The following is a 24,163-nucleotide window of genomic DNA, read 5'->3' as shown; positions in this document are numbered from 1 at the left end:
GGTGAGGTCTGCCCGTCGGGTGGTTCAGGTCCGCGACGCGACCTGTGTGGTGGCCGTCAGCCGGTCGACCTCGGCGGGGGTCAGCGTCAGCGTGCCCGCGGGCATGATCTGTGCGAGCTGGTCGGTGCCGCGTGCGCTGGCGATCGGGGCGACGACCCCGGGGCGGGCACGCAGCCAGGCGAGCGCGACGGCGGCCTGCGTGGTGTCGTGGGCGGCGGCGACCTCGTCGAGCGCCGTGAGCACCGCCTCGCCGTCGCGGTCGAGGTAGGCGCGGGCGCCCTCGGCTCGCGGGGACTCGACCGCGTCGGCACCCGGCCGGTACTTGCCGGTCAGGAAGCCCTTGGCCAGCGCGAAGTAGGGCGCCACGGCGAGGTCCCACTCCTCGACGACGGGCAGCAGCGTCCGCTCGAAGTCCCGTTCGACGAGGTTGTAGTGCGGCTGCAGCACGGTGAACTCGGCGAGCCCGTTGTCACGCTGGAACCGCAGCGCGGCGGTGAGGCGGTCCGGCGTGTAGTTGGAGGCGCCGAGGTAGCGCACCGAGCCCGCCCTGACGAGCGCGTCGAAGGCACGCAGCGTCTCCTCCAGGGGCGTCGACTCGTCGTCGAAGTGCGCGTAGTAGAGGTCGATGCGGTCGGTGCGCAGGCGTTCGAGGGAGGCGTGGGCCTCCTGTTCGATCGTCGCCGCGCTCAGGCTGCGGACCGCTCCCCGACCGCCGCCGACCTTCGTGGCCACGACGATCTCGTCCCGGTTGCCCCGGTCGGCCAGCCAGCGCCCGATGATCGTCTCGGACTGGCCGTGCTCGACGAGGTAGGAGTTCGCGGTGTCCACGAAGTCGCCACCGGCCTCGGTGAACGCGTCGAGGACGTCCCTGGACGTCGGCTCGTCGGCCGTCCAGCCGAACACGTTGCCGCCGAGGCAGAGGGGGAAGACGTCGAGATCCGTGCGTGCGATAGCCACCATGTGGTCCCACGTTAGCCAGCCCGCCGACCGGCCGCGCGACGACTCCCCCGGGTCAGCCCGCGGCGAGGACCTCGAGCGGGAGTCCCTGGCCGATCCCCCACATCTCCGCGAGACGGCCGTCGTGGACGCGGAAGATCTCGATCAGCATCGGCGGTACGCCACCGCGCGGCACTCCCTCCACAGAGGAGCGGACGGCGACCCGGTCGCGGTCGACGAGAACGTCCTCGGCGACGACGCGGTAGTCGGGAAAGTGGGCGACGAGGGTCCGCCACGCCTCCTTGCCCGCCTCGAACCCGAGCGTGCCGAGTGGGTGACTGAAGAAGTCCTGGGCGAAGAGGTCGTCGGCCTGGTCGAACTGCCTCGTGTTGAAGCACTCCTGCAGCCGCCGGACGAGTTCGCCTGCGTCGTGTGCGGTCATCCTCGTGGTTCCCTTCGCCAGTAACCGGGTCGACGCCCCGTTTCTGTGCTCGGACTATACGGGTCGGCGCCCCGGTTACACTAGGGTCACCATGCAGAAGCCACCGCAGGCGAACTCCTCACCGGCTCACGGACGCGAGCTGCGTGCCGACGCGCGCCGCAACCGCGAGCGCGTCCTGCGGACCGCCCAGCAGCTGTTCGCGCGGGACGGTCTCGGCGTCTCCCTCGACGAGATCGCGAGGCGCGCCGGCGTGGGTCCCGGCACCGTCCACCGGCACTTCCCCACGAAGGAGGCGCTGTACCTCGCCGTCGCGACCGACGAGTTGGAGCGGCTGGTCGCCGGGGCGAGGGCACTCGCCGCCACCGACGATCCCGCGGCCCTGTTCACACAGCTCTCCCGGATGGTCGCCATGGGCGCCGAGAACGCGGCGGTGAAGAGCGCGCTGACGGCCGCCGAGTACGACCTGCGCACCGCGGCCCCGGACGTGGCCGCCGCCCTCACCCACGAGGTCGGCAACCTGCTGGACCGCGCGCACGCGGCCGGTGCCGTACGCCCCGACGTCACCGTCGACGAGGTGATGGCACTGGTCGCGGGCGCCTTCGCCGCGATCCGCCACGCAGGCGCGGAGACCAGTCGGCAACGCTCGGCCCACCTCGCGCAGCTCGTCCTCGACGGACTGCGCCGGGTCGGCGGGTCCGGATGACGACGGATCGCGTCCTCCTACGACGAGCGCATGCCACCGGCGAGCCCGACGCCGCCGTGTTCGTCCACCGAGGCACGGGGGGACATGCCGCCGCCCAACGGGTTCCGGGTCGCCTTCTCCGCACACTCCGAGCACGGCACCGTCGGCGTAGAGGTAGGGGCTTCCAGCCGGCACTGTCGTACTGGATCGTCAGCGACGCGGACCCGAGTTCATCGCGATGGCCCGGTCCATGCCGGCCCTGGCCATCGCGATGGCTCGCCTAGTTCTCCGACCACGGATCCGGATCGTCGTCGCTGTCCCACTCCTCGTCATGATCCGGGTCTGGACAGGGATCGACAACCTGCCACTGCAGGGCGATATTGTTGGTGATGTGCTCCTGGGTGTAGCCAGGCACAGTCGGCATGCCTCCGAAACAGATTCCCAGTGACAGTCCGTACACCCGGCCCGAGTTCATCATGCGGAGTTCCGCGTTGATTCCCTCCAGTTTGACCCGATCTCTGCGAAGGTCCGACAGGAACGCAGCCCGCTTCCTCTTCGGTGTCTGACACTTCGTTTCGACGACGATCACGGGTGGTTCACCCTGCACCGAACCGGTGAGACCGTTGAAGACAAGGTCGGCACGTTCCCGAAAGTTCTCGAAGATCGAGACCGCGCCATTGAGGGTGTTGATCGACTCGACCTCCGACTGGACGTCGAGGCCTGGCGCATTGAAACCGGCACCGAGCCAGTAGGCGAACTGGGAGTTCAGCCAGTGCTCCCAGCCTCCTGATCGCACCGAGATAGTGTCGATCGCGTGCCTGTTTTCGTGTATCCACCGCTTCAGCGAGTGAAGAAGGTTGTCCATGTGAATGGTCACGTACGACATGAATGAACTCCTGAGATCGATCGGGACAGTTCGGCACCGCCGGATGAGAATTCCCAATCGGGGTGGGACGCGCGGCGAAACGGTCCGCGCGCTCCCACCCCGAGGGACGAGCTAGGCCGCGCGCATGAGGTTGTCGGCGTGGAGCACCAGGGAATGCGTGAGCGTGCTCTCGTAGGTCACCTTGTGCGCGTTGGTGATTTCCTCGATGTCCATGACCTCACCCGCGGTGAACGTGCCGGCGGCCACCCAGTATTCGGGGTGTGGAGTGAAGTCGTAGACCATGTTCGGCGTCGCGGGCACCACGAACGTGCCGGCACCCGACATGCCGATGCCGACCCACGCGCCCCCGTTGGGCACATCGGACAGCGTCCTGATGTAGATCGAACCGGGCCGGGGGTGTCGGACCGCCGGACCGTCGACGAACGTGTACGCCTCGCTCGGATAACCGAACTGGATCTGGTTGTTGACCGGACGGTCCGGGTCGGCAGGTACGGCCTGCTGTGCCTTGAAGGTCACCCCCGGCCGCAGGGGGCCGGACTCGGACCAGACGAAGTTGTAGTCCTCGGACCAGTTGAAGGTGACCGTGGCCCCGGAGTGGGCCCGCTTGGTCAACCACGCGAGTGACAGCACATTGTGCCTGCCGCGGTCCGGCGCCTTCTGGAAGACGACGATGTCCTGGAGTTGGGACGAATTGTTCGTGACGGCAAGAGAATAGTTTGTCGACATACGAATTACTCCTCACTGTTCTGAACCGAAAGCCTGCCGGAGTAGGACGTTCTTTCCGGCGACGAGTTCAACTCTGCCTGGTTCACGTGAGGACCGAAACAAGCGGCAGTGCATTTCGCGTGCCCGATCGGGAATGTGGCGCGCGAAGAGAATTCACCCGGTTCGGAAGATGCGTGCGACGGCAAAGGCCACCTGTCGTGCAACAGCGGCGTGGCCCTGGGCGTTGGGGTGGACGACGGTGGCACGCCGTTGCCCGCGAGGAGCGGTGGCACACAGTGCGTCGATCGGTTCGGCGACCGGTGTTCCAGGTGGACCGCACACCCCTTCGACCCATTTCACGCCCCGGTGCCGGCAAGCGTCGTGGCCTCTGGTCGCCTCCACGACATCCACGTACACACCGCCGGCCGAGGTGGTCTGCTCCGCGTAGATCTGGTTGAGGTTCTCCGTCACCTCGCGGATCCAGCCGAGGTCGGCGTGGGTGACCGAAGCGATGCCCTGGCCGACGAGCGTGCCGGCGAACATGGTGACGTCGCCTCGGTCGCACGAACGGGTGTCCATCGGGATGACGCTCGGCGCCCCGACGGTGACAATCACCGCCTTCGGTGCGGCGGCACGCACCTCGGCCAACATGTTCCGGTACTCGGTGGACACTCGGGCGTACGCGGTCCCGACCGACTCCTCGGCGGCGGCCCGGCAGGGCGCGGTGTCGTCGGGTTGCCCGATTCCACTGCGCAGACAGGTGAACAGCAGGTCGCCGAGCGGCACGCTGTTGCCACCGACGCCGATGGTGACGAGCCCGACGTCCCGCTTCACCGCGTCGACCTGCGGCGGCACGGCCGGCCAGCCGCCGGCAGGTGCGTCCCGGCCGACCGGCCGCTGCGACTCGGTGACGTCGATGATCCGGGCACCGCCACAGCTGACGTTCGCCACCATCCGGACCGGCACACCCGCCTCTCGCAGCCGCCGTCCGACGACCGCCGGGTAGGCCTCGCTCGTTCGCTCGCATCCGTCGGGCCGGCCCACTGGATCACCGACGAAGGAACCGGCCACATAGGAGTCGCCGAGGACAACCCAGCCAACCTCGACGGGTCGAGGTTGGCTGGGCGCCCCACCCGATCCGAAGAACACAGGTGTCATGGCCGCCGCGAGCATCGCCACGCGGGTTCTGATCCGCACAATCCGTCCCGGTTCCGTCGACAGGCCGATCAAGTGTTCCAGATGGCCGGTCGGGAGGCGGCCAGGGGTGGGTTCGCTCGCGGAACACCGACCCCTAACCCGTCCGTGTCATCTCCGAATTTCCTGGGGTCTTTCCCCGGGGTTGCCGACGGCTCCGGTGCGACAGGCTGTGCCGCGTCCAACCGAATCGAGACCTCCGGATGCCCAACATGAGAATTCCCGTGCTCGCGCACGCCACCGATCCACTCACTCTGGCCGGTCTGGTGGGTCAACTGCGATTCCAGCCGGAGCTTCGGCTGGTCCCCAGAACCGAGATCTGCGCACAGGTGGTCGCCGTTGTCGCGGCGGACGTGGCGACGACGACACTGGCTCTGCTGAGCGACATCCGAGATCAGGGTTGCGAACGGGCCGTCCTCGTCGTCGAGGCCGTCGACGAGGCCGCGCTGCTGCCTGCCATCGAGTCCGGAGTGCGCGGGCTTGTCCACCGCGCGGAGGCGACCGGCGCCACACTCGCGAACGCCGTGGCCAACGCCACCAGGACCGGGGCCGCATTGCCGGCCGATCTCGTGGGTCTTTTACTCGAGGAGATTTCACGGACGCGCGGGGAATGCCGGGGCGGCCTGTCCCCACGGGAGAGCGCCGTTCTGAAAATGGCGGCGGACGGGCTCGACACGGCGGGAATCGCCCAGCAGCTGTGCTATTCCTCTCGAACGGTGAAGAATATTCTTCACGCCGTCGTCTGTCGTTATCAGCTCAGGAATCGAACACACGCCGTTGCCTACGCCCTCCGCGAAGGCCTCATCTGACCGTCCGAACCAGGAGTTAGGCGACTGACGTGTGTCGACATCACTTCGTCGGACGGCGTACCGAACTCGCCCGCATGGCCGAGATCATCGACACGGTAGCCGGCGGTTCGCCAAGAACGGTGTGGATCCACGGCGAGCCGGGAATCGGAAAGACGACCTTCGCTCGACATGCCCTCCACTCGGTGGACCGGCCACAACTCACCGTGCTCGACGCGACGGCGGCCGAGGCGGAGTCCGTTCTCGAGTTCGGTGTCGTCGAGCAGATCGTGCGCCGAGTCGAACCGTCGATACTGCGTGGGCTTCCGCTGCTGTCCAGGCCGGTGCCCTCGGGAACCAGCCCGTTCGCCGTCGGCGCTGAGATACTGGCGCTCCTCGGTGCGGAACAGTTGGTCGGCCCGGTCGCGATGTTGGTCGACGACACCCAGTGGATCGACACACCGTCGGCGCAGGCGTTGGCTTTCGTGCTGCGGCGCATCTGGGCTGACCAGGTCCTCACTGTCCTGGTCAGCCGTACCCGGGAAGTGGACGACCCGGACAGCCCGCTCCACCAGTTGAAGCGGAGCTGCACCGACGCGGTCGTCATCGAGCTGGCGGGACTGACTGGACCCGATGTCGGTGCGCTGTCCCTGGCGGTCCGGGGCCACGAGCTGCCGCCGGCTGCCGCCGAGCGGATCCGCGTTCACGCAGGCGGAAACCCGCTGCATCTCGGCACCCTGCTGCAGGAGCTGCCGACGACGGTCCTCTGCGGCGAGCACCCGCGGCTGCCCGCGCCGAGATCCATCGTCGCGGCCGTCCGCTCCACACTGCACCGGCTTGCGGAGCCGCCTCGGCTTCTGCTCGAGGCTTTGGCGGTGCTCGACGAGCCGAGCCCGCCGGCGCGCGCCGCCCAGGTGGCGGGAATCCCCGATGCCGCCACCGCTGTCGGACCGGCGATCGGCACCGGTCTGCTCGGCTGGACGTCACAGACTCCGATCGGCCTCCTCAACGTCACCCACAGCCTGTACCGGAACGCCATCTACGAGGTCATCCCACTCGAGCGGCGCGGCAGGTTGCACCTGAGGGCCGCGCGGATCGTCGATCCGGTCACCCGGTGGACCCATCGCGTGGCGGCGACGATGAGCGCGGACCCGGCTCTCGCGACCGATCTCGAGCTCGCGGCCCGCGACGCCGGCGGGGCCGCTCAGCACATGCTGGCCGCGCGCTACCTTCGGTGGGCAGCCGACCTGTCCGTCAACCGCGCCGACTACGAGAGAAGACTCCTCCTGTCGTGGGTCCAGACGGTGTTCGGCCCCAACAGGAACACGGCGTTGGCCGCACTACCGGACATCACCGGCTGCGCCGACTCCGCGCTGCGGTCGCTGACGCTGGGACTCGTCGCCCTCTTCGCCACGGGTGACCGGGTCGAGGCAAAGCGGCACCTGTCGGCGGCCCTCGATCGGCCGGGTGACAACGCCGACTGGATCTGCGCCGTCGCCGCGGCCGGTCTGGCCGGAACCGCGGTCTGGTCCGGAGCCGCGGCGGAAGCCGTCGAGGCCGCCCGGCTCGCGGAAAGCCATGGCGGCCTTCCGGTTCGACTGGCCGATTTCGTCACCGTCTTCCGGACCGTGGCCACCTGTCGGACCAACGGCATGGAAAGTGGGCTGGCCGAGCTTGCCCACCTCCCGACCGAAGCCGTCGACGTGCCGCCCGAACAGCTGGACTCGCTGGTCTGCCGCGGTGCCGTCCGTACCATGCTGGGTGACCTCGTTGCCGCCGAAGTCGACCTCCGTGCGGCGATCGCGATGTGCCGCGCCGGACATCACAACATGGGCGGTACGACTCCACTCTCGTACCTCGCGGCCCTGCACTACGTGCGGGGTGACTGGGACGACGCCTCGATCCTGGTCGACCAGGCACTGTCGCTGGCGGATCCTGACGAGCAGCCACACCATCGTGTGCTGCGGCACATGGTCGCCTGCCTGGTCCCGGCGGGCCGAGGACAGTGGCGAACCGCCACCGACCACGTCGACACGGCCTGGGCCCACGCCAACCGCGTCGCGAGTCCGCAGGACACCCGCTACGCGGTGATCGCCGAAGCCGTCGTGCACCAGGCCCGAGGTGAGCCGGCGAAGATGCTGACAGCACTGCGAAAGCTGCGCTACGAAGCGGAACCCACCGCCCACACGTGGTGGGCCCTGTGGTGGCGACCGCTTCTGGTCGAGGCGCTGATCGCGACCGGCCACCACGCCGAGGGAGCCGAGCACCTGACCGCGCTACGGATCCTGGCGGCGGAAGTGGACTACCTGCGTCCCACCATCGTCCGCCTCGATGCGGCGTTGTCGGGCAGCGGCGCCTCGCGCCGGATCGAGGACCAGATCGCCGACCTCGCCGAACGATCACCACGACACAGCTTCTTCCAGGCCCAGCTGGAAGCCGACTACGGCAGGCGCCTCGCCGACGCAGGCAACGCGCGGGCGGCACTCCCGTACCTCACCACAGCACTCGCCCGGTTCGCCGGCCTCGGCGCAGGCCCGTTCCAGTGCCGTACTCGGCAGATCATCGACCGGTGCGCACCGAACTCGCTCAAAGAAGCGCCGGTCTCCCCCTACGCTCGGGGTCTGTCGCCGCGTGAGAACCAGATCGCCCACCTGGTCCGGCTGAACCACACCAACCGCGAAATCGCCGCGGAGCTCTACATCACCACGAAGACCGTCGAGTACCACCTGAGCAACATCTTCCTCAAGCTGGGAATGACCAGTCGTAGGCAACTCCGCGACGACGTCGTCAGCTGACCCGCTCCTGGCGTCGTTCGGCGTGTCAGGAACCACTGCCGTGGCGGGTGGATGAGTGGACGGTTCTCACCTCTTCCCCTCCCAGGGTCTCACTTAGAGTGACCTCCACGCACGCAACGGACACCGTGCCGAGGGACTCTGAGGGGCGTCATGGACGGACTGATGCAGCCACGGCCGCTCACCATCGCGCACGTCCTGGAGCGTGCCGAGCGGCTCTTCGCGCACAAGCACGTCTCCACGGCAGGCACCGAGCGCTCCACCTACGCCGACGTCGCAGGCAACGCCCGGCGGCTGGCCACCGCGCTGGCAGACCTCGGCGTCCCGGTCGGCGCTCGTGTCGCCACGTTCGCCGCCAACACCCGACGCCACCTCGAGCTGTACCTCGCGGTCCCGGCCACCAAACGGGTCCTGCACTCGGTCAACATCCGGCTCTCCGCCGAACACCTTGAGTACATCGTCAACCACGCCGAGGACGACGTGGTGTTCGTCGACCGCGGCCTGCTCCCCCGGATCTGGCCCAGCGTCGACCGACTGCCCCTGGTACGACACTGGGTGGTGCTACCCGACGACAGCGACACCGCGCTCCCGGAAGATTCCCGCATCCTCGACTACGACGAGCTGGTCGCGAGCGCCGATCCCTTCACCGGCTCCTTCGAGGACACCTTCACCCTGGCAGACGAGAACCTGGCCTCCGGTCTCTGCTACACCTCCGGAACGACCGGACCACCCAAAGGCGTGCTCTACAGCCACCGCTCGACAGTCCTGCACACCCTGGGCACCCTCGCCGCCGGCCTCATCGGACTCACCGAGACCGATGTCGTCATGCCGATCGTCCCCATGTTCCACGCCAACGCCTGGGGTCTCCCCTACGGCGCGATGATGGCCGGCGCCGCACTGGTCCTTCCCGGCAGGTCCTCGGAGCCCGGTCACCTGCTGCGCCTGATGGCAGCCGAACGGGTGACCGTCGCCGGTGCCGTGCCCACGGTGTGGACGAGCCTCGTTCCCCAGCTGCGGGACCATGATCTCCGCGCCACCCGCTTCCTGCTCGGCGGCGGCTCCGCCGTCCCCTCGGCACTGTCCGAGACCTACCGCACCACGATCGGCGTCCCCATCACCCACTCCTGGGGGATGACCGAGATCAGCCCCGTCGGCACCATCGGCGGCACCCGCACCCAGCACCACGACGCGATCCCGACAGAACAGGTCGCCGTGCGGGCCGCCCAGGGCCAGCCCCTGCCGCTCGTGAACCTCCGGGTCGTCGACGTCGACACCGGTGGGGAGCTGGCCCGCGACGGCCACTCCGTCGGCGAGCTGCAGGTGGCCGGCCCCTGGGTGGCGAGTGGCTACTTCCACGTGGACAGCCGCGGCAGCTTCACCGACGACGGCTGGTTGCGCACCGGCGACCTCGCCACCATCGACGCCGAGGGCTACCTGCGGATCGTGGACCGGCTCAAGGACCTGATCAAGTCCGGTGGCGAGTGGATCTCCTCGGTCGAGCTCGAGGGCGCCATCGCCTCGCACCCCGACGTCGTCGAGGTCGCCGTGATCGGGCGGCCGGACCCCCGGTGGGCCGAACGCCCCGTCGCCTACGTCGTCCTGCGTGACGGCAGCACCACCACGGCCGACGACCTGCTGCGCCACCTCACGCCGATGGTCGCCACGTGGTGGCTGCCCGACGAGGTCGTCTTCGTGCCCGCCCTGCCCAAGACGGGCACCGGCAAACTCTCCAAGGCCGCCCTGCGGGACTCCGTCACGACGGGGCGGCGGTGATCGCCCGCAGCTGGTGCAGCCGCAGTCCCAGCCGCAGCTCCAGATCGTCGTCCTGGCGGCAGTCGACGCCGAGCACGCCGCTGGCGCGGTCCAGTCGCTTGAGCAGCGTGTTGACGTGCACGTGCAACGCCCTGGCGGTCGCCGCGACGTTGGCGTGATGGGCGTAGTAGGCACCGAGGGTGTCGACGAGGTCGGTGCCGCGGCGCTGGTCGTGGTCGAGGAGCGGACCGATGGAGTCGGCGACGAAACGGTCCAGCTCACGCCCCCGGTCGGTGTCGAAGATCATCGCGTAGAGGGCGTACCGGCCCGTCGTGGCACCCAGGTCGGTGTGCCCGATCGCACGAAGCACGACGCCGCAGCGGCTCGCCAGCGAGAAGGCGCGGGCCCAGTCGTGGTTCACCGCCCGCTCTCCGACGACCAGGACGTCACCTCCGAGCGTGCGGCGCAGTCGGCGGTGGACCTCCTCGACGGTCCGCTCGTCGTCGTCACTGGGCAGGATCATCGTTGCCCTGCCGAGGTGTTCGCCTGCCAGTCCGGCGTGGTCGCGGGCGATGTCGTGCAGGTGGCGCGAGAGTCCGGTGGACGACAACGCCGGTGAGTCCGCGACGAGGACCAGGTTCAGCCGGTCGGCGTCGATGTTGCGTGCCCGGGTGCGGGCGCGCTGGGTCGGGCTGATCCCGGGGCTGCCGACCATCAGCTCGGTCAGCAGCTCGCCGCTCAGCCGCTCGCCCGCCTCCGCCACGGCACGTTCCTTCAGGATGAGCAGCCCCACGATGTGGGTGGCCCGCTCCAGGGTCCGCAGGTCGCCGTGGTCCGTGACCGCCTCCCGGCTCCACGCCAGCGCGCCGAGGCAGCTGTCCCCCGCCTGGATCGACGCCACGCTGTGGGCGACTCCCGCGGCGTCGAGGGAGGTCGTGCAGCGGCCGGAGCGGTGTGCGTTCCTGACCGCGTCGACCAGGTCGAGCCGCGGCTCGGTCCGGCACGGACTCGACATCGAGACCCGCCGGACGACGGTCGCACCGCCGCTGTCGAGGAGGGTGACGCTGCCGCCCAGCTGGTCGGCGAGCAGCTGGGCGACGTCGTCCGGTGTCCCGCCTTCCAGCACGACACCGGTCAGGGCCTCGTGGGTCGCCTGTGCTCGCTCCATGACGGCCACGTACTCCTCGATCTTCGAGTACGCGACCCTCAGCTCCTGTAGGGCGGTCCGGCTCTCCTCGTACAGACGGGCGTTGTCGAGGGCGACCGCCGCGTGGTCGGCGAACGCGCTGAGCAGCGCGATCTCGCCCGGTTCGAAGGAGCGCTCGGCGCGGTCCGCGGCGAACAGGGCGCCGACCACCTCGCCCCGGATCACCAGTGGGACACCGAGAAGCGCGACGAGCGCCTCGGTGACCACGAGCCGGTCGAAGCTCGGATCGTGGTCGATCAGCGTGCTGGCGGCGTAGTCGCTCACCCAGTGCGGGCTCCGGGACGCCAGCACCTTGCCGCCGAGCCCCACGTCGGCCGGGATGGACGCCGTGAGGAAGGACGCGGAGATCGTTCCCTCCGACGCCTTCGCCGACAGCTTGCCGTCCGCGCCGACCAGGGACAGGTAGGTGAAGTCCGTCCCGATCAGTTCGTGGGCGTGGTGGACGATCGACTGCAGCACCTCGTCGAGCTCGCCGAGCGCGGTCAGCGACTTCGCGGTGGCGTACAACGACGCCAGCTCGCGCTGCCTGCGCAGAAGGGCACGCGACGGTGCCTCGCCGTCCGGATGTCCGGCCACGGTGCCGCCTCCCAGTGCCAGATGACAGAAATCTCCACCAAACCAGGCCGAGGCGTGTGTGATGCACACCTCAATCACAGCGTAACCGCGCCCTAACATGACCGTCATCACCTGCCTGTGCTCTCGACGAAGGCGGCATGTATGGCAACCCCGCTCGCTCAGCCAGAAGAACGGTCCGGCCACACAGGTTCCGACCTGCGGGCGACCCGACGCCGCGCCTTCCGCAAGCTGCTGGCGGCGGGTCTCGTCGGCAGCTCGATCGAGTGGTACGACTTCTTCCTCTACGGCACCGCGGCCGCCCTGGTGTTCCCCAAGGTGTTCTTCCCCAACTCCTCGGCACTGACCGGCACCCTCCTCGCCTTCAGCACGTTCTGGGCGGGTTTCGTGGCGCGTCCGGTCGGCGGTGTGCTCGCCGGGCACTTCGGTGACAAGTACGGGCGCAAGCCGGTCGTCGTCACCTGTCTGGCGGTCATGGGTGCGGCGACGTTCCTGATCGGCTGTCTGCCGAGCGCGGCGGCCGTCGGCGCGCTCGCTCCGACGCTGCTGGTGATCCTGCGCTTCGTGCAGGGCCTCGCGACCGGTGGCCAGTGGGGCGGCATCGTGCTGCTGCTCACCGAGTCCGCGAGCCCCAAGCGGCGTGGCTTCGCCGGAACCTTCGGCCAGACCAGCGTTCCCGTCGCCGTGATCATCTCGAACCTGATCTTCGTGGCGGCCAGCGGCGTGATGCCCGACGACGCGTTCCTCAGCTGGGGCTGGCGCATTCCCTTCCTGTTCAGCATCGTCATGTTCGCGGTGGTGCTCTACATCCAGGCGAGGGTCGAGGACACGCCGGAGTTCCGCGAGCTGCAGCGGGAGGTGTCGCGTTCGGACGGTGCGGTGGTCAGGGCGCCGCTGGCGAAGGTCATCCGCGGCAAGTGGGTGACGATCCTCCTCGGCTGCGGGATGCTCTCGGCCACCAACAGCCTCTTCTACGTCAGCATCTCCGGGCTTCTGAGCTACGGCACCAACACCCTCGGCCTCGAGCGCGATCCCCTGCTCGCGGTCGTGTTGCTGAGTTCCGTGGCGATGCTCGCGGTCATCCCGTGGTCCGGCCACCTCTCGGACAGGGTGGGTCGTCGGCCGCTGATCCTCATCGGTGGCCTGGGCGTCGCCGTCTGGGCGTTCCCGTACTTCGGGCTCGTCGACACCGCGTCGCTGCCGCTGATCTTCCTCGCCGTGGTGGTGGGTTTCGTGTTCCAGACCCTCACCTACGGTCCCATCGCGAGCTTCCTCAGCGAGCTGTTCGCACCCAACGTCCGCTACTCGGGTGCGTCGCTGGCCTACCAGCTCTCCGCGATCATCGTCAGCGGCGGCACACCGTTCCTCATGACGGCACTCATCGCGAACACGGGGAGCACCATGGCGGTCGCCGCGTACATCATGCTCATGGGACTGATCACCTTCGCCTGCGCGTGGTTCCTGCCCGAGACGAACCCGGCCGAGGTCCGCGACGACCCGCAGGCGGTTCCCGGCACGCACCTCTACGACTGAGGAGGTGAGGACCATGTCCACGAAGATGCGTCGGTTCGCCGTGCTGGCCGCGGTTCTGGTGACAGGCACGGCCTTCGGCGCCGGACCCGCGACCGCGACGGCCAGCCACCCGGCGGCGCCGGAGTGCGCGGGGCTGGCACAGCTGGGAATCCCGGCGTCGGTCATGAGCCTGCCGACAACGGGCGGGCGCGTGACGTCGACCTCGGTCGTGACCAGCGTCATCAGCGGCGAGACGATCACGTACTGCCAGGTCGACGCCGACATCTTCCCCGTCGACCAGTCCGCGCCCGACATCAGGATGCGCGTCGCCCTGCCGTACGACTGGAACCGCGAGGCGCTGATGTTCGGTGGCGGCGGCTACAACGGCACCATCCCCGACCTGACGGCGAATGTGCCGTTCGGACCGGCGGACAAACCGACCCCGTTGGCCCGGCACTACGCGACGTTCGCCGGCGACTCCGGTCACCAGCAGAGCCCGACCGCGCCGCCGTCACTGGACGGGTCGTTCGGCGTGAACGACGAGGCGGTGCACAACTTCGCCGCGGGCGACGCGCTGAAGAAGACCCGCGACGCGAGCCTGTTCCTGGTCCGGCGCGCCTACGGGACGGACCCCGCCGAGGTGTACTTCGCGGGCGGCTCGACCGGCGGTCGCGAGGCACTGGTCGTCGCGCAGCGATGGCCGAGTGCGTTCGACGGCGTGATCTCCGGCTATCCCGCCTGGAACAACCTCGCCGAGATCCTGGATCTGGGTTACCTGAGCCAGATCCTGTCCCGTCCCGGCGCCTTTCCCGGTCCCGAGAAGCAAACCCTCCTCTACGAGAGCGCCGTCAGTGCGTGCGACGGCCTGGACGGGGTCAGGGACGACGTCGTCTCGGACGAGCGCGGCTGTCGCTTCGACCCGCACACGCTGCGCTGTCCCGGCGGTGCCGACACGGGCCCCACGTGCCTGTCGGACGCGCAGATCGGGGGCGTGATCGCCATGTCGACGCCGTTCAGGTGGCCGTACCGGATCGCGAGCGGCGAGACGCAGTACCCGGGTTTCCCGTTCCTGTCCGGGGCGGACATGAGGACCCCGTTCCTCGGGTTCGGCACCACCGCACCCGCGAATCCCATGCCGGTGACGAGCGGCTACGGCATGCAGTACTGGGACCAGTGGGTGAAGTACTTCCTCACCCGGGACCCCGACCACAACTCGCTGACCGTGGATCCCCGCCAGCCGGGGAGATGGCTCGGCCGGATCAGCTACCTGTCCACGATCGAGGACCGCAACGACGCGGACCTGCGGCCCTTCGCACGCGCGGGCGGCAAACTGATCCTGCTCCACGGCGCGGCGGACGAACTGGTCTCCCACCGCTCGACGAACGACTACTACGAGCGGGTCCGGGCCGTGCTGGGTCCGCGGACGACCCACGCGTTCATGCGGTACTACCTCGTGCCCGGCGCGAACCACGCGAACTTCGGCACCCCGGCGTTCGCCGCGAGCTGGGACTCGCTCACCGCACTCGAGCACTGGGTCGAGAGTGGACAGTCACCGGGGAACCCGGTCGTCACCGACACGACCCACGACCGTACTCGTCCGCTCTGCGCCTATCCCGGCTGGCCCCGGTATCGCTCAGGCGATCCGGACAGCGCCGCGAGCTTCGTCTGCACGCACTGACACCGAACACACGCTCGCCGCGGTCGGGGTTCTCGTGAAACCCCGACCGCGGCGAGCTGTGTGGATCGGTGACGTCAGTGGTGGCTGGTCCCGGGCTCGATCGACGAGATGGTCAGCTGGTTCTCGGACGTGGTGCCCGCACACGCGGTGCCCTCGCTCGCCAGGAACATCGAGTCGTACTCGTCCGGCGGGTAGACCCGCAGACCACGCACCGCGGTCTTCTGGCAGTTGGGATCGTCGGCCACGGCGTTGCGCACGCCGAGGCTGGAGTTGGCGCTGTCACCCGGCTTCAGCGTGACCGCGGGCAGCTTGTCGCTGCTGTGGTCCGCACCCGGCCCGACCTGGTGGCCGTCGTCACCGGCCACATAGGACACACCGGGGAAACCCTGCATGGTGCACGTGCGGGTTCCCTTGTTGGTGAAGATGATCGGCCGGTAGATGGTGCCCGCCGCGCCTTCCGACTGCCCGAAACCGATGGTGAGGTCCGCGACCTTGCACTCCGCGCTGTTGGCGGCCGGTGCCGACGACGTCTCGGCCTGCGCCTGGACGTCGCTCGTCGCGGTACTGGTCCGCGATCCGTCCGGCGAGGCCGACTCCGCCGCCTGCTGCCCGCAACCCGCGAGGACGACCGCGGCCGTCACTCCCCCGGCGATGAGAAAGCCCTTCCTGACAGTGCTGTGCCACATGGTGAATTGCCTCCGGTTGACCCCGAATCCGTTGGGCGCTTCCACATGAACAGACGTGTGAGAGGCGATGGGGTTGCGCCGCAGGCAGATCCGCTGCGGGAACCGGCGGCCGCGCCGCGCCGGTCAGGAGCCGACGCCGCAGGTGGTGCTGTGGATCGTGACGGTGTTGAGGCTCGAGCCGATCGGAGCCGTGTCAGCGGAGCACGTCCAGTTCAACGAGACCCGCACGGATCGCACGGAGTTGTTCTGCACCTCGCCGCACGGCGTTGGAGGGAAGCTGCTGCAACCCCCGACTACCGTGTCCTCGTCGGCAGGTGCCGCACTGGCGGGGACCTGCGCCATGGCCACTGCCGCGATGCACGCCACCGCGACGGCGACCGCGCGTGGGAAACTCCTCATTGTCACTTCTCCCCAGTTGGTTCGGATCTTCCTCCTTGTGTCTGGCGGAAGTCGGACGTCAGCGCCAGCCCCGGACTCACGCCAGGGCTCGGTAGCCACCGGCGTACAGGATGGCCGGCGTGGTGGCGGCTGGTGAGGTGTGACGGCGGGGACGGCCGAAGACCAGGACGTGGTCGGCGACCCTGATCGTGTCGGCCACCGAGCAGGTCAGGGTGGCGAGGGCGTCGGTCAGGGTGGGGATGCCGGTGGTCAGCTCGTGGGGTACGGCGGCGAACCGGTGTGCCGGCGGTGTCGTCGCGAAGTGGGTGGCCAGGTGGTGCTGGTTCTCCGCCAGGATGTTCACGCCGAACGTGTGGTTGTCGCGGATCGCTGTCAGGGTTTGGCTTGTCTCCGTCAGGGATACCAGTACCAGTGGGGGGTCCAGGGACACCGAGGTGAAGGCGTTCACGGTGCAGCCCACCGGTTTTCCGTCCAGCAAGGCCGTCACCACCGCCACGCCGGTGGCCCAGCTCCGCATGAAGTCGCGGAGCTGGGCCGCGTTCACGACCTCCTCCACGGCGGTCACCGGGAGACCAGTGATTCGGCATGGCAGGACGCACGCCGGCGCAGCAACTCCTCCTCGTCCGCGCCCGGCAACCGCAGCGCGGCGTCGTAGTCGGCAACGGCCTCGGCGCACCTACCCGTCGCCTGCCGGACAAAACCCCTGTTGTACAACAGGTCCGGGTCGGCGGGGGCCAGAGCCACCGCCAGGTCCAGGTCGGCCAGTGCGGCCTCGTTGTCGTCGAGTTCGTGCAGCAGCGCCGCGCGGCTCGCCAGTGCCACCACGCAGCTCGCGTCCACGGCCAGCGCCTGGTCGAAGTCGGCGCGGGCGCGCTCGACGTCGCCGCTCTCCTGGGCCACCAGGCCGCGGGCGTGGAGCAGGCGGGCGTTGCCGGGGGCCAGGTGCAGGCCTTCGTCGATGAGCACGCTCGCCGTGGCCAGGTCCTCGGCTGCCAGCAGGAGGTCGATCAGGTTGACCCGTGCGTCGACCTCTCCCGGTTCCAGTTCGACCACATAGGACAGATCGGCCACCGCACCCTCGTGGTCGCCGAGTTCCGACCGGATGTCGGCGCGGTTGTAGTACAGCTCCCAGAACGGTGGCGTGAGCGTGGTCGCGTGGTCGTAGTCCGCCTCGGCACCAGTGAGGTCACCGAGCTTGCGGCGTACGTCGGCGCGGTCGAAGTAGTAGTCGGGGTAGTTCGGGTCCATCTCGATCACCGCGTCGAGATCCGCCAGCGACTCGGTCAGGCGGCCCTGGATCATCAGCACCTTCGCCCTGTTGTTCACCAGCACCGAGCGGTGCAGCCGGTGCTTGTCGGCGGGCAACTCGGCGTCCAACCGCACCAGCCCCTCGCTGACCAGCCGCAGCGACTCGGCCATGTTGCCGAGGTGCATCTCGACCAGCGCCAGGCCGTTCTGCTGGAACACGGTGAAGAAGACGCGGTCGTCGTGGTCGGCCAGCAGGCCGGCCATGGCGATCGAGTTGTTCAGCAAACCCTTGGCCAGCGGGTGGTTCCTGCGCTCCGGCGGGTGGTGGCGGGTGAACATCATGGCCAGGGCGTAACAGCACGACATGTGCACCTTCGGGTCGGTGCCCATCGTGCTCAGTTCCAGGTAGATCGGCTCGGTCTCGGCACTTCGACCGGTGGCGGCCAGTGCCGTGGTCAGCTTGGTGCTCAGCAGCCAGTACGGCTGCAGGTCGGCGGTCGGGTCCATGATCGCGCGGCCGCGTGGGCCGTAGTCCAGCACCGCGTGGTAGAAACCCAGGTCGAAGCAGTAGTTCGCCGCGTCGAGCAGCGCCGTGCCCGCGGCGACGGGGTCGGTGCCGTGTTCCAGGTGGTACGGGATGGCGCCGAGGCGCAGGCTCTGTTCGTCCATTGCGGACAGTGCGGCGGCGCGTTCGTCGTGCAGCCGGGCACGCACGTCCGGGTCCGCCGCCCTGTACGCGGCGATCTCCGCCGGGTGGCGTGTCGTGCCGTCCGAGGCCACGTACGCGGCCACCAGGTCCGCCGCCGCGCGGTCGTTCCCGGTCGCGGGCGGCTCGGGCACGACGAACCGTCGCGCGTACCGGTCGAGCGCGGTACGCAGCTCGCCGGGCAGGTCCTCGCCGACCGTCTCCACCAGCAGCCGGACGCGGCCCGACCGTGCCCTGCGCAGTGCGATGGCCAGGAACTCCTGGTCGGTGTGGTCGGCGAGGTCGACGTCGCGGAAGCGCAGGGTCAGCGTCTCGTGCCCGGCGAGAGCGGTGTAGGACTCCAGCAGTTCCACGACGGAGTGTGCGTGCCTGCGGGTCCGGTTCGCCGGGTAGATACGGGTTCGCTCGGTCGGCACCGCCAGTGCCGTGAGGGTGTCCGGCTCGGCCTCGACCGTGCCACGCAGCTCGGGCGCCACCGACAGGATCGCGATCACGTTGCGGCGCACCAGGTCCGGGTACCGCGCGTCGATCGTGGGCACCAGCTCGCGCAGCACGGCGCCGAGTCCGGTGTAGGGGCCCCGCAGCCTGCGGTGGCAGTCGACGGTGACGTCGGCCGGCTCGGCGCTCCCCTGCCACGGGGCCACGAGCCACAGGTGGCTGTTCATGGTGCTTCCTTTCGGGTGGTGGACTTGCCGGCCAGCGACGGCAGGACGACGAACTGCGCGACGAGCAGCACCAGCGAGACGACCGAGTCCCAGAACCGGGGTTCGGTGGCCCCGGCGGACAGTGCGGCGCCCGACTGCCGGACGAACTCGACGGCGACCGGCAGCACGGTGAGCACCGCGGTCAGCACCAGCAGCGCGAACCCGGCCGCGGTGACGACGGCGAACGCAGGCGCGACCCTCCTGTCCCTCGGCGAGAACTCCGCGAGGTCCACCGTGGATGGACGGACGCCGGGCACCGCGCGGAACTTCTCGCGCAGGTAGGCCATGGTCGCGGCGTGCGGGTCGGTGCAGCCCAGGGCGGTGGTGAGCACGAAGTACAGGTCGGTGCGCAGGTTGAGGTAGCACTGCCAGACCAGGCGCAGCAGCATGACGTAGGCCACGGCGAGCGCGAACCGGCCCACCGGCGAGAGCCCGCCGGACAGGTCGGCCGCGGCGACGAGCACGAGACAGCCGTACAGGACGAGGTCACCGACCATGCCTGCGAGCATCGGCAGGTACCGCTTCGCGCGTGGTACGCCGTGCAGTCCGTTCAGCTCGGTCTCGAAGACGAAGTAGTACCAACGCCTGCCGACGCCGAGCCTGCTGTGCAGACCGAGCCGCCTGCCCGCGAGCATGTGGTAGCACTCGTGCCAGAGCACCGCGGGCATCTGCACGAACACCAGCGCGAGCTGCACGACCACGAGTGACGGGGAGAAGAAGACGTTGGCCACGCGTGGTCGCAGCGCGGGCTCGGCGACCATCGCGACGACCGAGGCGCCGACGATGACCGCGTAACACAACCAGGCCAGGGGCGAGAAGGCGGCGCGGCCGAGCCGCTGCCACCTCGGGGCACCGACCCGTAGCAGCTCCTCGTCACCCGCGCGGACGAAACCCAGCTCCCGCAACGAGTCCACGAAGTCCGCCATGTCGACGCGCTCGCCGAACTCGGTGCGGTACCAGTCCTCGGCCTCGGTGACGGGCATCCCGCCGGAGAGCTTGCGCAGCAGGGCGGCCCCGTCGGTGGGCAGGAGAACGTAGTCCCCGGTGTCCGGCCTGCCGACGGTGACGCCGTCGGGTTCGTCCGCGAAGGTCAGCGGGTGGAAGTCGAGCACGGTGGTCATGGCATTCTCCCCTGGGCACGCCGAAATGGGCGTGCCTGTGCCCGGCGTCAGCCGCGCGGGGCACCAGGCACGCCCGTTCTCCGACTGGGTCAGCAGACCGGCCAGGCGTACGCCGACGCCGACGAGGTGAGCTTGATGGAGCCCTTCTTGCGGATCGCGATCTTCTTCATGCTGTCCTCCATCTCGAGGTGTGGCCGGGGCCGGCTCACAAGAACGAAACTGCCATGGTGGGCTCGACGGGACATGGGTGCGCGGCCCCCAAATCGACCGGCGCGCGGCCCGGGGTCCGGCGTGATGGTCGCGAATCTGGGTAGTGATCCCGTACCGCTGTCGCGCCCTCCCGGGGCATGCTTTCGGGCATGCGTAACGATGCTCTGACGGTCATCGTGTCCGGTGCCAGCGCGGCGATCAGCGTGCCGCCCTACCTGACGTGGCTGCGCCAGGAGATCGACCTGCCGATCCGGCTGCTGCTCACGCACAGCGCGGAGCGGTTCGTCCAGCCGACGGCGCTGTCCTGGTACGTCGACGAGCTCTACACGAGCGACGATCCCGGGTTGAACCCGACCGAGCTGGCCAGGCGGTCCGTCGGCCTGGTGGTGCTGCCCGCCAGCGCCAACACCCTGGCGGCGGTCGCGGCCGGGCTGGCGGGAAGCCCGGCGCAGACGGCGATCCTCGCCGACGAGCGGCCCGCGCTGTTCTTCCCCAGCATGAACGATTCGATGTGGGCGAAGGCCGTGACCACGCGGAACGTGGCGACGTTGCGGGCCGACGGCCACACGGTCGTGGATCCCCGGCCGACACCGGTGTTCGAGCTGTGGCGCCGGGAGAACGCGATGGGCCTCGCGATGCTGCCGCCGGACGAGGCGACCGAGCTGGTCATCGCCTGGCTGGAGCAGCGGATGTCCTCGGCGGAGGTCGAGGACGTCGCGGACCTCGATCAGGAGGCCGCGGTCACCCGCTGAAGAAGGCCTTCGCGTAGTCGTTCAGCGCCTCGCGGTCGGTCTGCCCGGTCTTGACCACCAGGCTGGCCACGTGTTTCTCGACCGTGCGCGGGGAGATGTGCAGGCGGGCACCGATCGCCTTGTTGCCGAGGCGGTTGACCAGCAGTTCGAACACCTCGTACTCGCGGATCGTCACCCCCAGCCCGCGCAGCGCGTCCGGCACGCGTTCCGTGCCCCGCCTGCGTTGCTGCACCGACGCACCCACCTGGCGCAGCAGTGCCCGGCACGCGCTCGCGACGGCTGGTACGGACGCGTGGTGGAAGTACTCCTCCGCCGACCGCAGCCACTTCTCCGGCTCGCCCCACCCGTCGGTGTGCGCGGCCTCGGCCACCAGGCGCAGCCCCAGGGGCCGCGCCATCGCGAAGGGCGCGGCGATGTCCTGTGCCTCCTCGACCGAGGCGAGCGCCTCGGCCCCGCGGCCGGACCGTCCCAACAGGACAGCACGCGCCAGCACCACGAACTGGCGGTTCCACCGCATCCGCCCGGCCGAGGTCACGCAGACCTCCTCGTACTGCGGCCAGTCCGCGTCCCGCGTCAGCACCCGCAACAACAGGTAGAGCCCGTGCCTGCCGGACAGGTGCAGCGTGGACGGGTTGTCCCCCTCGCGGTCGCACGCGCGCGCCAGCTCGACCGGCAGGCGTTCCCAGTCCTCCTCCAGCACCGCGCACATGACCCGCAGCGGCGGTTCCTGGGACTGTTCCCCCTCCGCCGCACGGAACTCCGCGAGCGCGCGTTCCAGTTCGCGCCGCCTGCCCTGGTGCGCGGCCAGTGTCGCCCTGGTCAGCAACGCGTGCCGGGACACGTACGCCAGTCGCAGGCGGCTGGTCGCCCGGTAGCACTCGTCGGCGAGCTCGGCCGCACGCTTGAACTCTCCACAGTGGACGGTGTGCATGGCGACGGTCGTGTCCACCACGTAACCGATGCTGATCGCACCGACCCGCAACGCCTCCAGCCTGGCCTGGTGCAGGCTCGTGGGGTCCGAGGTCGCGAGCAGCTCGTTGCCCGCCAGCCGGACCAGCGCGTAGATCCGCCAGATCGGCAGGCGGTGCTCCTCGGCGATCACCCTGGCCCGTTCGTAGCACCTGCTCGCCTCGGCCAGGTCGCGCTCCCTGGCCACGTCGCCGATGGTCTGCCACGCCTGGCAGACGATGGCGGGCAGGTCGGCGCGTTCCGCCATCTCCGCGGCGCTCCTGGCCAGCTCCTCCGCCTCCTCGGTGCGGTTGTGGTCGGGTGCGCCGAGGGCGAGGTCCGCGGCGACGGCGGCCAGTGAGGCCGCGTCGGCATCGGCCGGCGACGGGCCGAGCAGCTCCCGGGCGGTGGCCACCAGCGCGGTTCCCTCGTCGTACCTGCCCGCGACCTCCGCCACCCAGGCCAGCCGCACGTGCAGCATCGCCCTGCGCCGCAGGTCCAGCGCGCCGACCACCTCCAGCCGTTCCACGAGCTGGAAGGCGTGGTCGAACTGTCCAGCCTCGGCCAGCGCGTACAGCAGCGACTCGAGCAGGTCGGCCCGCGCGTCGACGTCCTCGTGGCCCTCCAGCAGGCCGTCGGACCTGGCCAGGAGCGACACCGCGGACGCGGCGGCCCCCGCGGCGAGCGCACGGCGGCCTGCCTCGGCGAACAGCGCCGCGGCATCCACTTTCTGTCCACACTGGACACGCAGGGCGGCGACGAGCTGGCACCACTCCCCTGGCAGGCCGGGGTGGAACTCCTCGATGGCGTCGGCGGCCCGCCTGGACAGCTCCGCGCGGTCGGTCGGGGTGAGCTGGGCCAGCAACGCCTCACTGGTCAGCGGGTGCTGGAAGGCGTACCAGTCGGGGGCGGGTTCGTCGGTGGTGACCAGCTGCGCGGCGACGCCCGCGTGCAGGTGGCTCACCAGTGTCCGGTCGTCCATCCCGGTCACCCGCTGCACCACCGGCAGCGGGAACCGTGGCCCGAGCACGGCGGCCACCGACAGCAGCATGCGGCCCTGCAGGCCGAGCCGGTCGGTGCGCCGGGCGATACTGCGGACGAGCGTGGCGGGCACCTCGGTGCGTGACCCGCCGACGAGCTGCCAGCCGTCGGTCCCCCGGCGCAGCAGGCCGGTGCTCACCATGCTGTGCAGCAGCTCCTCCAGGACGAACGGGTTTCCCGCGCTGCTCTCCCACAGCCGGGCGAGTGCGGGCGCGGGTACGTCCTCCGACGTGATGTCCAGGCAGGACGCGACGAGCCCGCGCACCTCGTCGCGGCCGAGGCGGTCCAGCGACAGCACCACGCCGGAACCACGCTGCGCCACGGCCTGCGCCAGGTCGAGCGCGTCACACGGTTCGTTGCGGATGGTCGCGACCAGCACGGTCGGGGCGGTACCGATGTTGTCCACGAGGTACTCGAGGACGGCCAGCGTCTCGGCGTCGGCGTCCTGGAGGTCGTCGAGGATCAGCAGGCAACCGCGTTCCCTGCCCAGCGCCGACGCGAGCCGCACGACTCCCTCGGCGAGGATCACCAGCGACTCGCCGCCCTGCTGGGGTTCCCCGTTCGCCCACTCCGGGACCAGCCTGCCGAGCACGAGCCGGTAGGGGCCGAGGTCGCGCTCGACCTCCGGGTCGCCCACTCTGGACAGTGACAGCAACGCCTCGGCCAGCGGCCGGAAGGGCACCGTGGGACCGATCGTGCTGCCCCGGCCGCGGAGCACCCGCATCCCCGCGGCGAAGGCCCGTCCGGACGCCTCGTTGGCCAGCCGCGACTTGCCGATGCCCGGCTCGCCCACCAGGAACACCGCACCGCCGCGACCGATCCGCGCGTCCGCCAACGCCCGGTCGAGCACACCGAGCTCGGTGTCGCGGCCAACGATCGACGGAGCCCGCGTCTGCATGCGGCTTACAGTAGCGAGCCAGGCCACCTGAAACGTGTCAATCCGTTTACAGTTCCCGTTCGTGCAGCGGGATCGCCCATCGGCCTGCCCCCACTGGGCCGACCTGCCGAACGGCCGTGGGCGGTTTCGCCCTGAGCTGTCACATCGTTCGACCCGGACTCACCGAGGGTGGTGGGATGACACTGTTGTGTTCCGGCGGGCAGGGCCTGCCGCGGGTCACCGGCCGGGGAGGCTCCACCCGCCGAAGCCCCTCGAAGACCGTCGACGATCACGCCCACTGCCACGGAGAACGCCGCCCGTCGCTCG

General features: G+C 69.8%; 18 protein-coding genes. 7 read left to right on the top strand and 11 right to left on the bottom strand.

Annotation, left to right across the window (positions count from 1 at the left end; genetic code table 11):
• Nucleotides 1–24 precede the first annotated feature (24 nt).
• Both CLV71_RS05805 and CLV71_RS05800 read right to left on the bottom strand, forming a co-directional pair.
• Nucleotides 25–960: an aldo/keto reductase gene (locus CLV71_RS05805; protein WP_133901552.1), complete on the bottom strand. Its 936-nt coding sequence runs from the start codon at nt 958–960 to the stop codon at nt 25–27.
• A 52-nt stretch (nt 961–1,012) separates the two neighbouring features.
• A complete protein-coding gene (locus tag CLV71_RS05800; RefSeq protein ID WP_133901551.1) occupies nt 1,013–1,378 on the bottom strand; it encodes an ester cyclase in 366 nt (121 codons plus the stop codon).
• Nucleotides 1,379–1,469: 91 nt separating this feature from the next.
• Here CLV71_RS05800 and CLV71_RS05795 point away from each other — a divergent pair, with 91 nt between their 5' ends.
• On the top strand, nt 1,470–2,081 hold the full coding sequence (locus tag CLV71_RS05795; RefSeq protein ID WP_133901550.1) for a TetR/AcrR family transcriptional regulator: 612 nt from the start codon (nt 1,470–1,472) through the stop codon (nt 2,079–2,081).
• A 259-nt stretch (nt 2,082–2,340) separates the two neighbouring features.
• Here the strand turns inward: CLV71_RS05795 and CLV71_RS05790 are convergent, their stop codons facing one another.
• The 3 genes from CLV71_RS05790 to CLV71_RS05780 all read right to left on the bottom strand — a co-directional run bounded on the left by CLV71_RS05790 (nt 2,341) and on the right by CLV71_RS05780 (nt 4,848).
• Nucleotides 2,341–2,946: a hypothetical protein gene (locus tag CLV71_RS05790; protein WP_133901549.1), complete on the bottom strand. Its 606-nt coding sequence runs from the start codon at nt 2,944–2,946 to the stop codon at nt 2,341–2,343.
• A gap of 111 nt (nt 2,947–3,057) precedes the next feature.
• Nucleotides 3,058–3,672, bottom strand: a complete 615-nt coding sequence (locus tag CLV71_RS05785; protein ID WP_133901548.1) for a hypothetical protein — start codon at nt 3,670–3,672, stop codon at nt 3,058–3,060.
• Between the two features lie 153 nt (nt 3,673–3,825).
• The gene (locus CLV71_RS05780; RefSeq protein ID WP_133901547.1) at nt 3,826–4,848 is read right to left on the bottom strand and encodes an SGNH/GDSL hydrolase family protein; all 1,023 of its coding nucleotides are present in this window, start codon (nt 4,846–4,848) and stop codon (nt 3,826–3,828) included.
• 200 nt (nt 4,849–5,048) lie between these two features.
• Here CLV71_RS05780 and CLV71_RS05775 point away from each other — a divergent pair, with 200 nt between their 5' ends.
• From CLV71_RS05775 to CLV71_RS05765, 3 genes are all read left to right on the top strand, one after another.
• On the top strand, nt 5,049–5,654 hold the full coding sequence (locus CLV71_RS05775) for a helix-turn-helix transcriptional regulator (RefSeq protein WP_133901546.1): 606 nt from the start codon (nt 5,049–5,051) through the stop codon (nt 5,652–5,654).
• Nucleotides 5,655–5,683: 29 nt separating this feature from the next.
• Entirely contained in the window at nt 5,684–8,425 is a 2,742-nt protein-coding gene (locus CLV71_RS05770) for a helix-turn-helix transcriptional regulator (RefSeq protein WP_279588711.1), read from the top strand.
• A 150-nt stretch (nt 8,426–8,575) separates the two neighbouring features.
• Nucleotides 8,576–10,195, top strand: coding sequence for a long-chain fatty acid--CoA ligase (locus CLV71_RS05765; protein WP_133901544.1), 1,620 nt, complete (start codon nt 8,576–8,578; stop codon nt 10,193–10,195).
• On the opposite strand, the gene CLV71_RS05760 is transcribed toward CLV71_RS05765, so the two are convergent.
• Complete coding sequence (locus CLV71_RS05760) at nt 10,176–11,957, bottom strand: helix-turn-helix domain-containing protein (protein WP_243866240.1); 1,782 nt, start codon at nt 11,955–11,957, stop codon at nt 10,176–10,178. The two genes, CLV71_RS05765 and CLV71_RS05760, sit on opposite strands and share 20 nt — an antisense overlap.
• Nucleotides 11,958–12,098: 141 nt before the next feature.
• On the opposite strand from CLV71_RS05760, the gene CLV71_RS05755 reads away from it, so the two are divergent.
• Entirely contained in the window at nt 12,099–13,487 is a 1,389-nt protein-coding gene (locus CLV71_RS05755; RefSeq protein WP_133901543.1) for an MFS transporter, read from the top strand.
• A 13-nt stretch (nt 13,488–13,500) separates the two neighbouring features.
• On the top strand, nt 13,501–15,144 hold the full coding sequence (locus tag CLV71_RS05750; RefSeq protein ID WP_166663953.1) for a tannase/feruloyl esterase family alpha/beta hydrolase: 1,644 nt from the start codon (nt 13,501–13,503) through the stop codon (nt 15,142–15,144).
• A 74-nt stretch (nt 15,145–15,218) separates the two neighbouring features.
• Here CLV71_RS05750 and CLV71_RS05745 read toward each other — a convergent pair whose 3' ends face one another.
• From CLV71_RS05745 to CLV71_RS05730, 4 genes are all read right to left on the bottom strand, one after another.
• Entirely contained in the window at nt 15,219–15,830 is a 612-nt protein-coding gene (locus CLV71_RS05745; RefSeq protein ID WP_133901542.1) for a DUF4232 domain-containing protein, read from the bottom strand.
• Nucleotides 15,831–16,305: 475 nt separating this feature from the next.
• The gene (locus CLV71_RS05740; protein WP_133901541.1) at nt 16,306–16,794 is read right to left on the bottom strand and encodes a flavin reductase family protein; all 489 of its coding nucleotides are present in this window, start codon (nt 16,792–16,794) and stop codon (nt 16,306–16,308) included.
• Nucleotides 16,791–18,848, bottom strand: coding sequence for a tetratricopeptide repeat protein (locus tag CLV71_RS05735; RefSeq protein WP_133901540.1), 2,058 nt, complete (start codon nt 18,846–18,848; stop codon nt 16,791–16,793). The genes CLV71_RS05740 and CLV71_RS05735 overlap by 4 nt, the downstream gene beginning before the upstream one ends.
• Nucleotides 18,845–20,008, bottom strand: a complete 1,164-nt coding sequence (locus CLV71_RS05730; protein ID WP_133901539.1) for a hypothetical protein — start codon at nt 20,006–20,008, stop codon at nt 18,845–18,847. The genes CLV71_RS05735 and CLV71_RS05730 overlap by 4 nt, the downstream gene beginning before the upstream one ends.
• Before the next feature lie 359 nt (nt 20,009–20,367).
• On the opposite strand from CLV71_RS05730, the gene CLV71_RS05725 reads away from it, so the two are divergent.
• Nucleotides 20,368–20,970: a flavoprotein gene (locus CLV71_RS05725; protein WP_133901538.1), complete on the top strand. Its 603-nt coding sequence runs from the start codon at nt 20,368–20,370 to the stop codon at nt 20,968–20,970.
• Here CLV71_RS05725 and CLV71_RS05720 read toward each other — a convergent pair.
• A complete protein-coding gene (locus tag CLV71_RS05720; RefSeq protein ID WP_133901537.1) occupies nt 20,960–23,857 on the bottom strand; it encodes an ATP-binding protein in 2,898 nt (965 codons plus the stop codon). The two genes, CLV71_RS05725 and CLV71_RS05720, sit on opposite strands and share 11 nt — an antisense overlap.
• Between the last annotated feature and the right edge of the window lie 306 nt (nt 23,858–24,163).

The organism is Actinophytocola oryzae (assembly GCF_004364325.1).
Classification (GTDB): domain Bacteria; phylum Actinomycetota; class Actinomycetes; order Mycobacteriales; family Pseudonocardiaceae; genus Actinophytocola; species Actinophytocola oryzae.
This window is presented reverse-complemented; position numbering and strand designations above follow the sequence as displayed.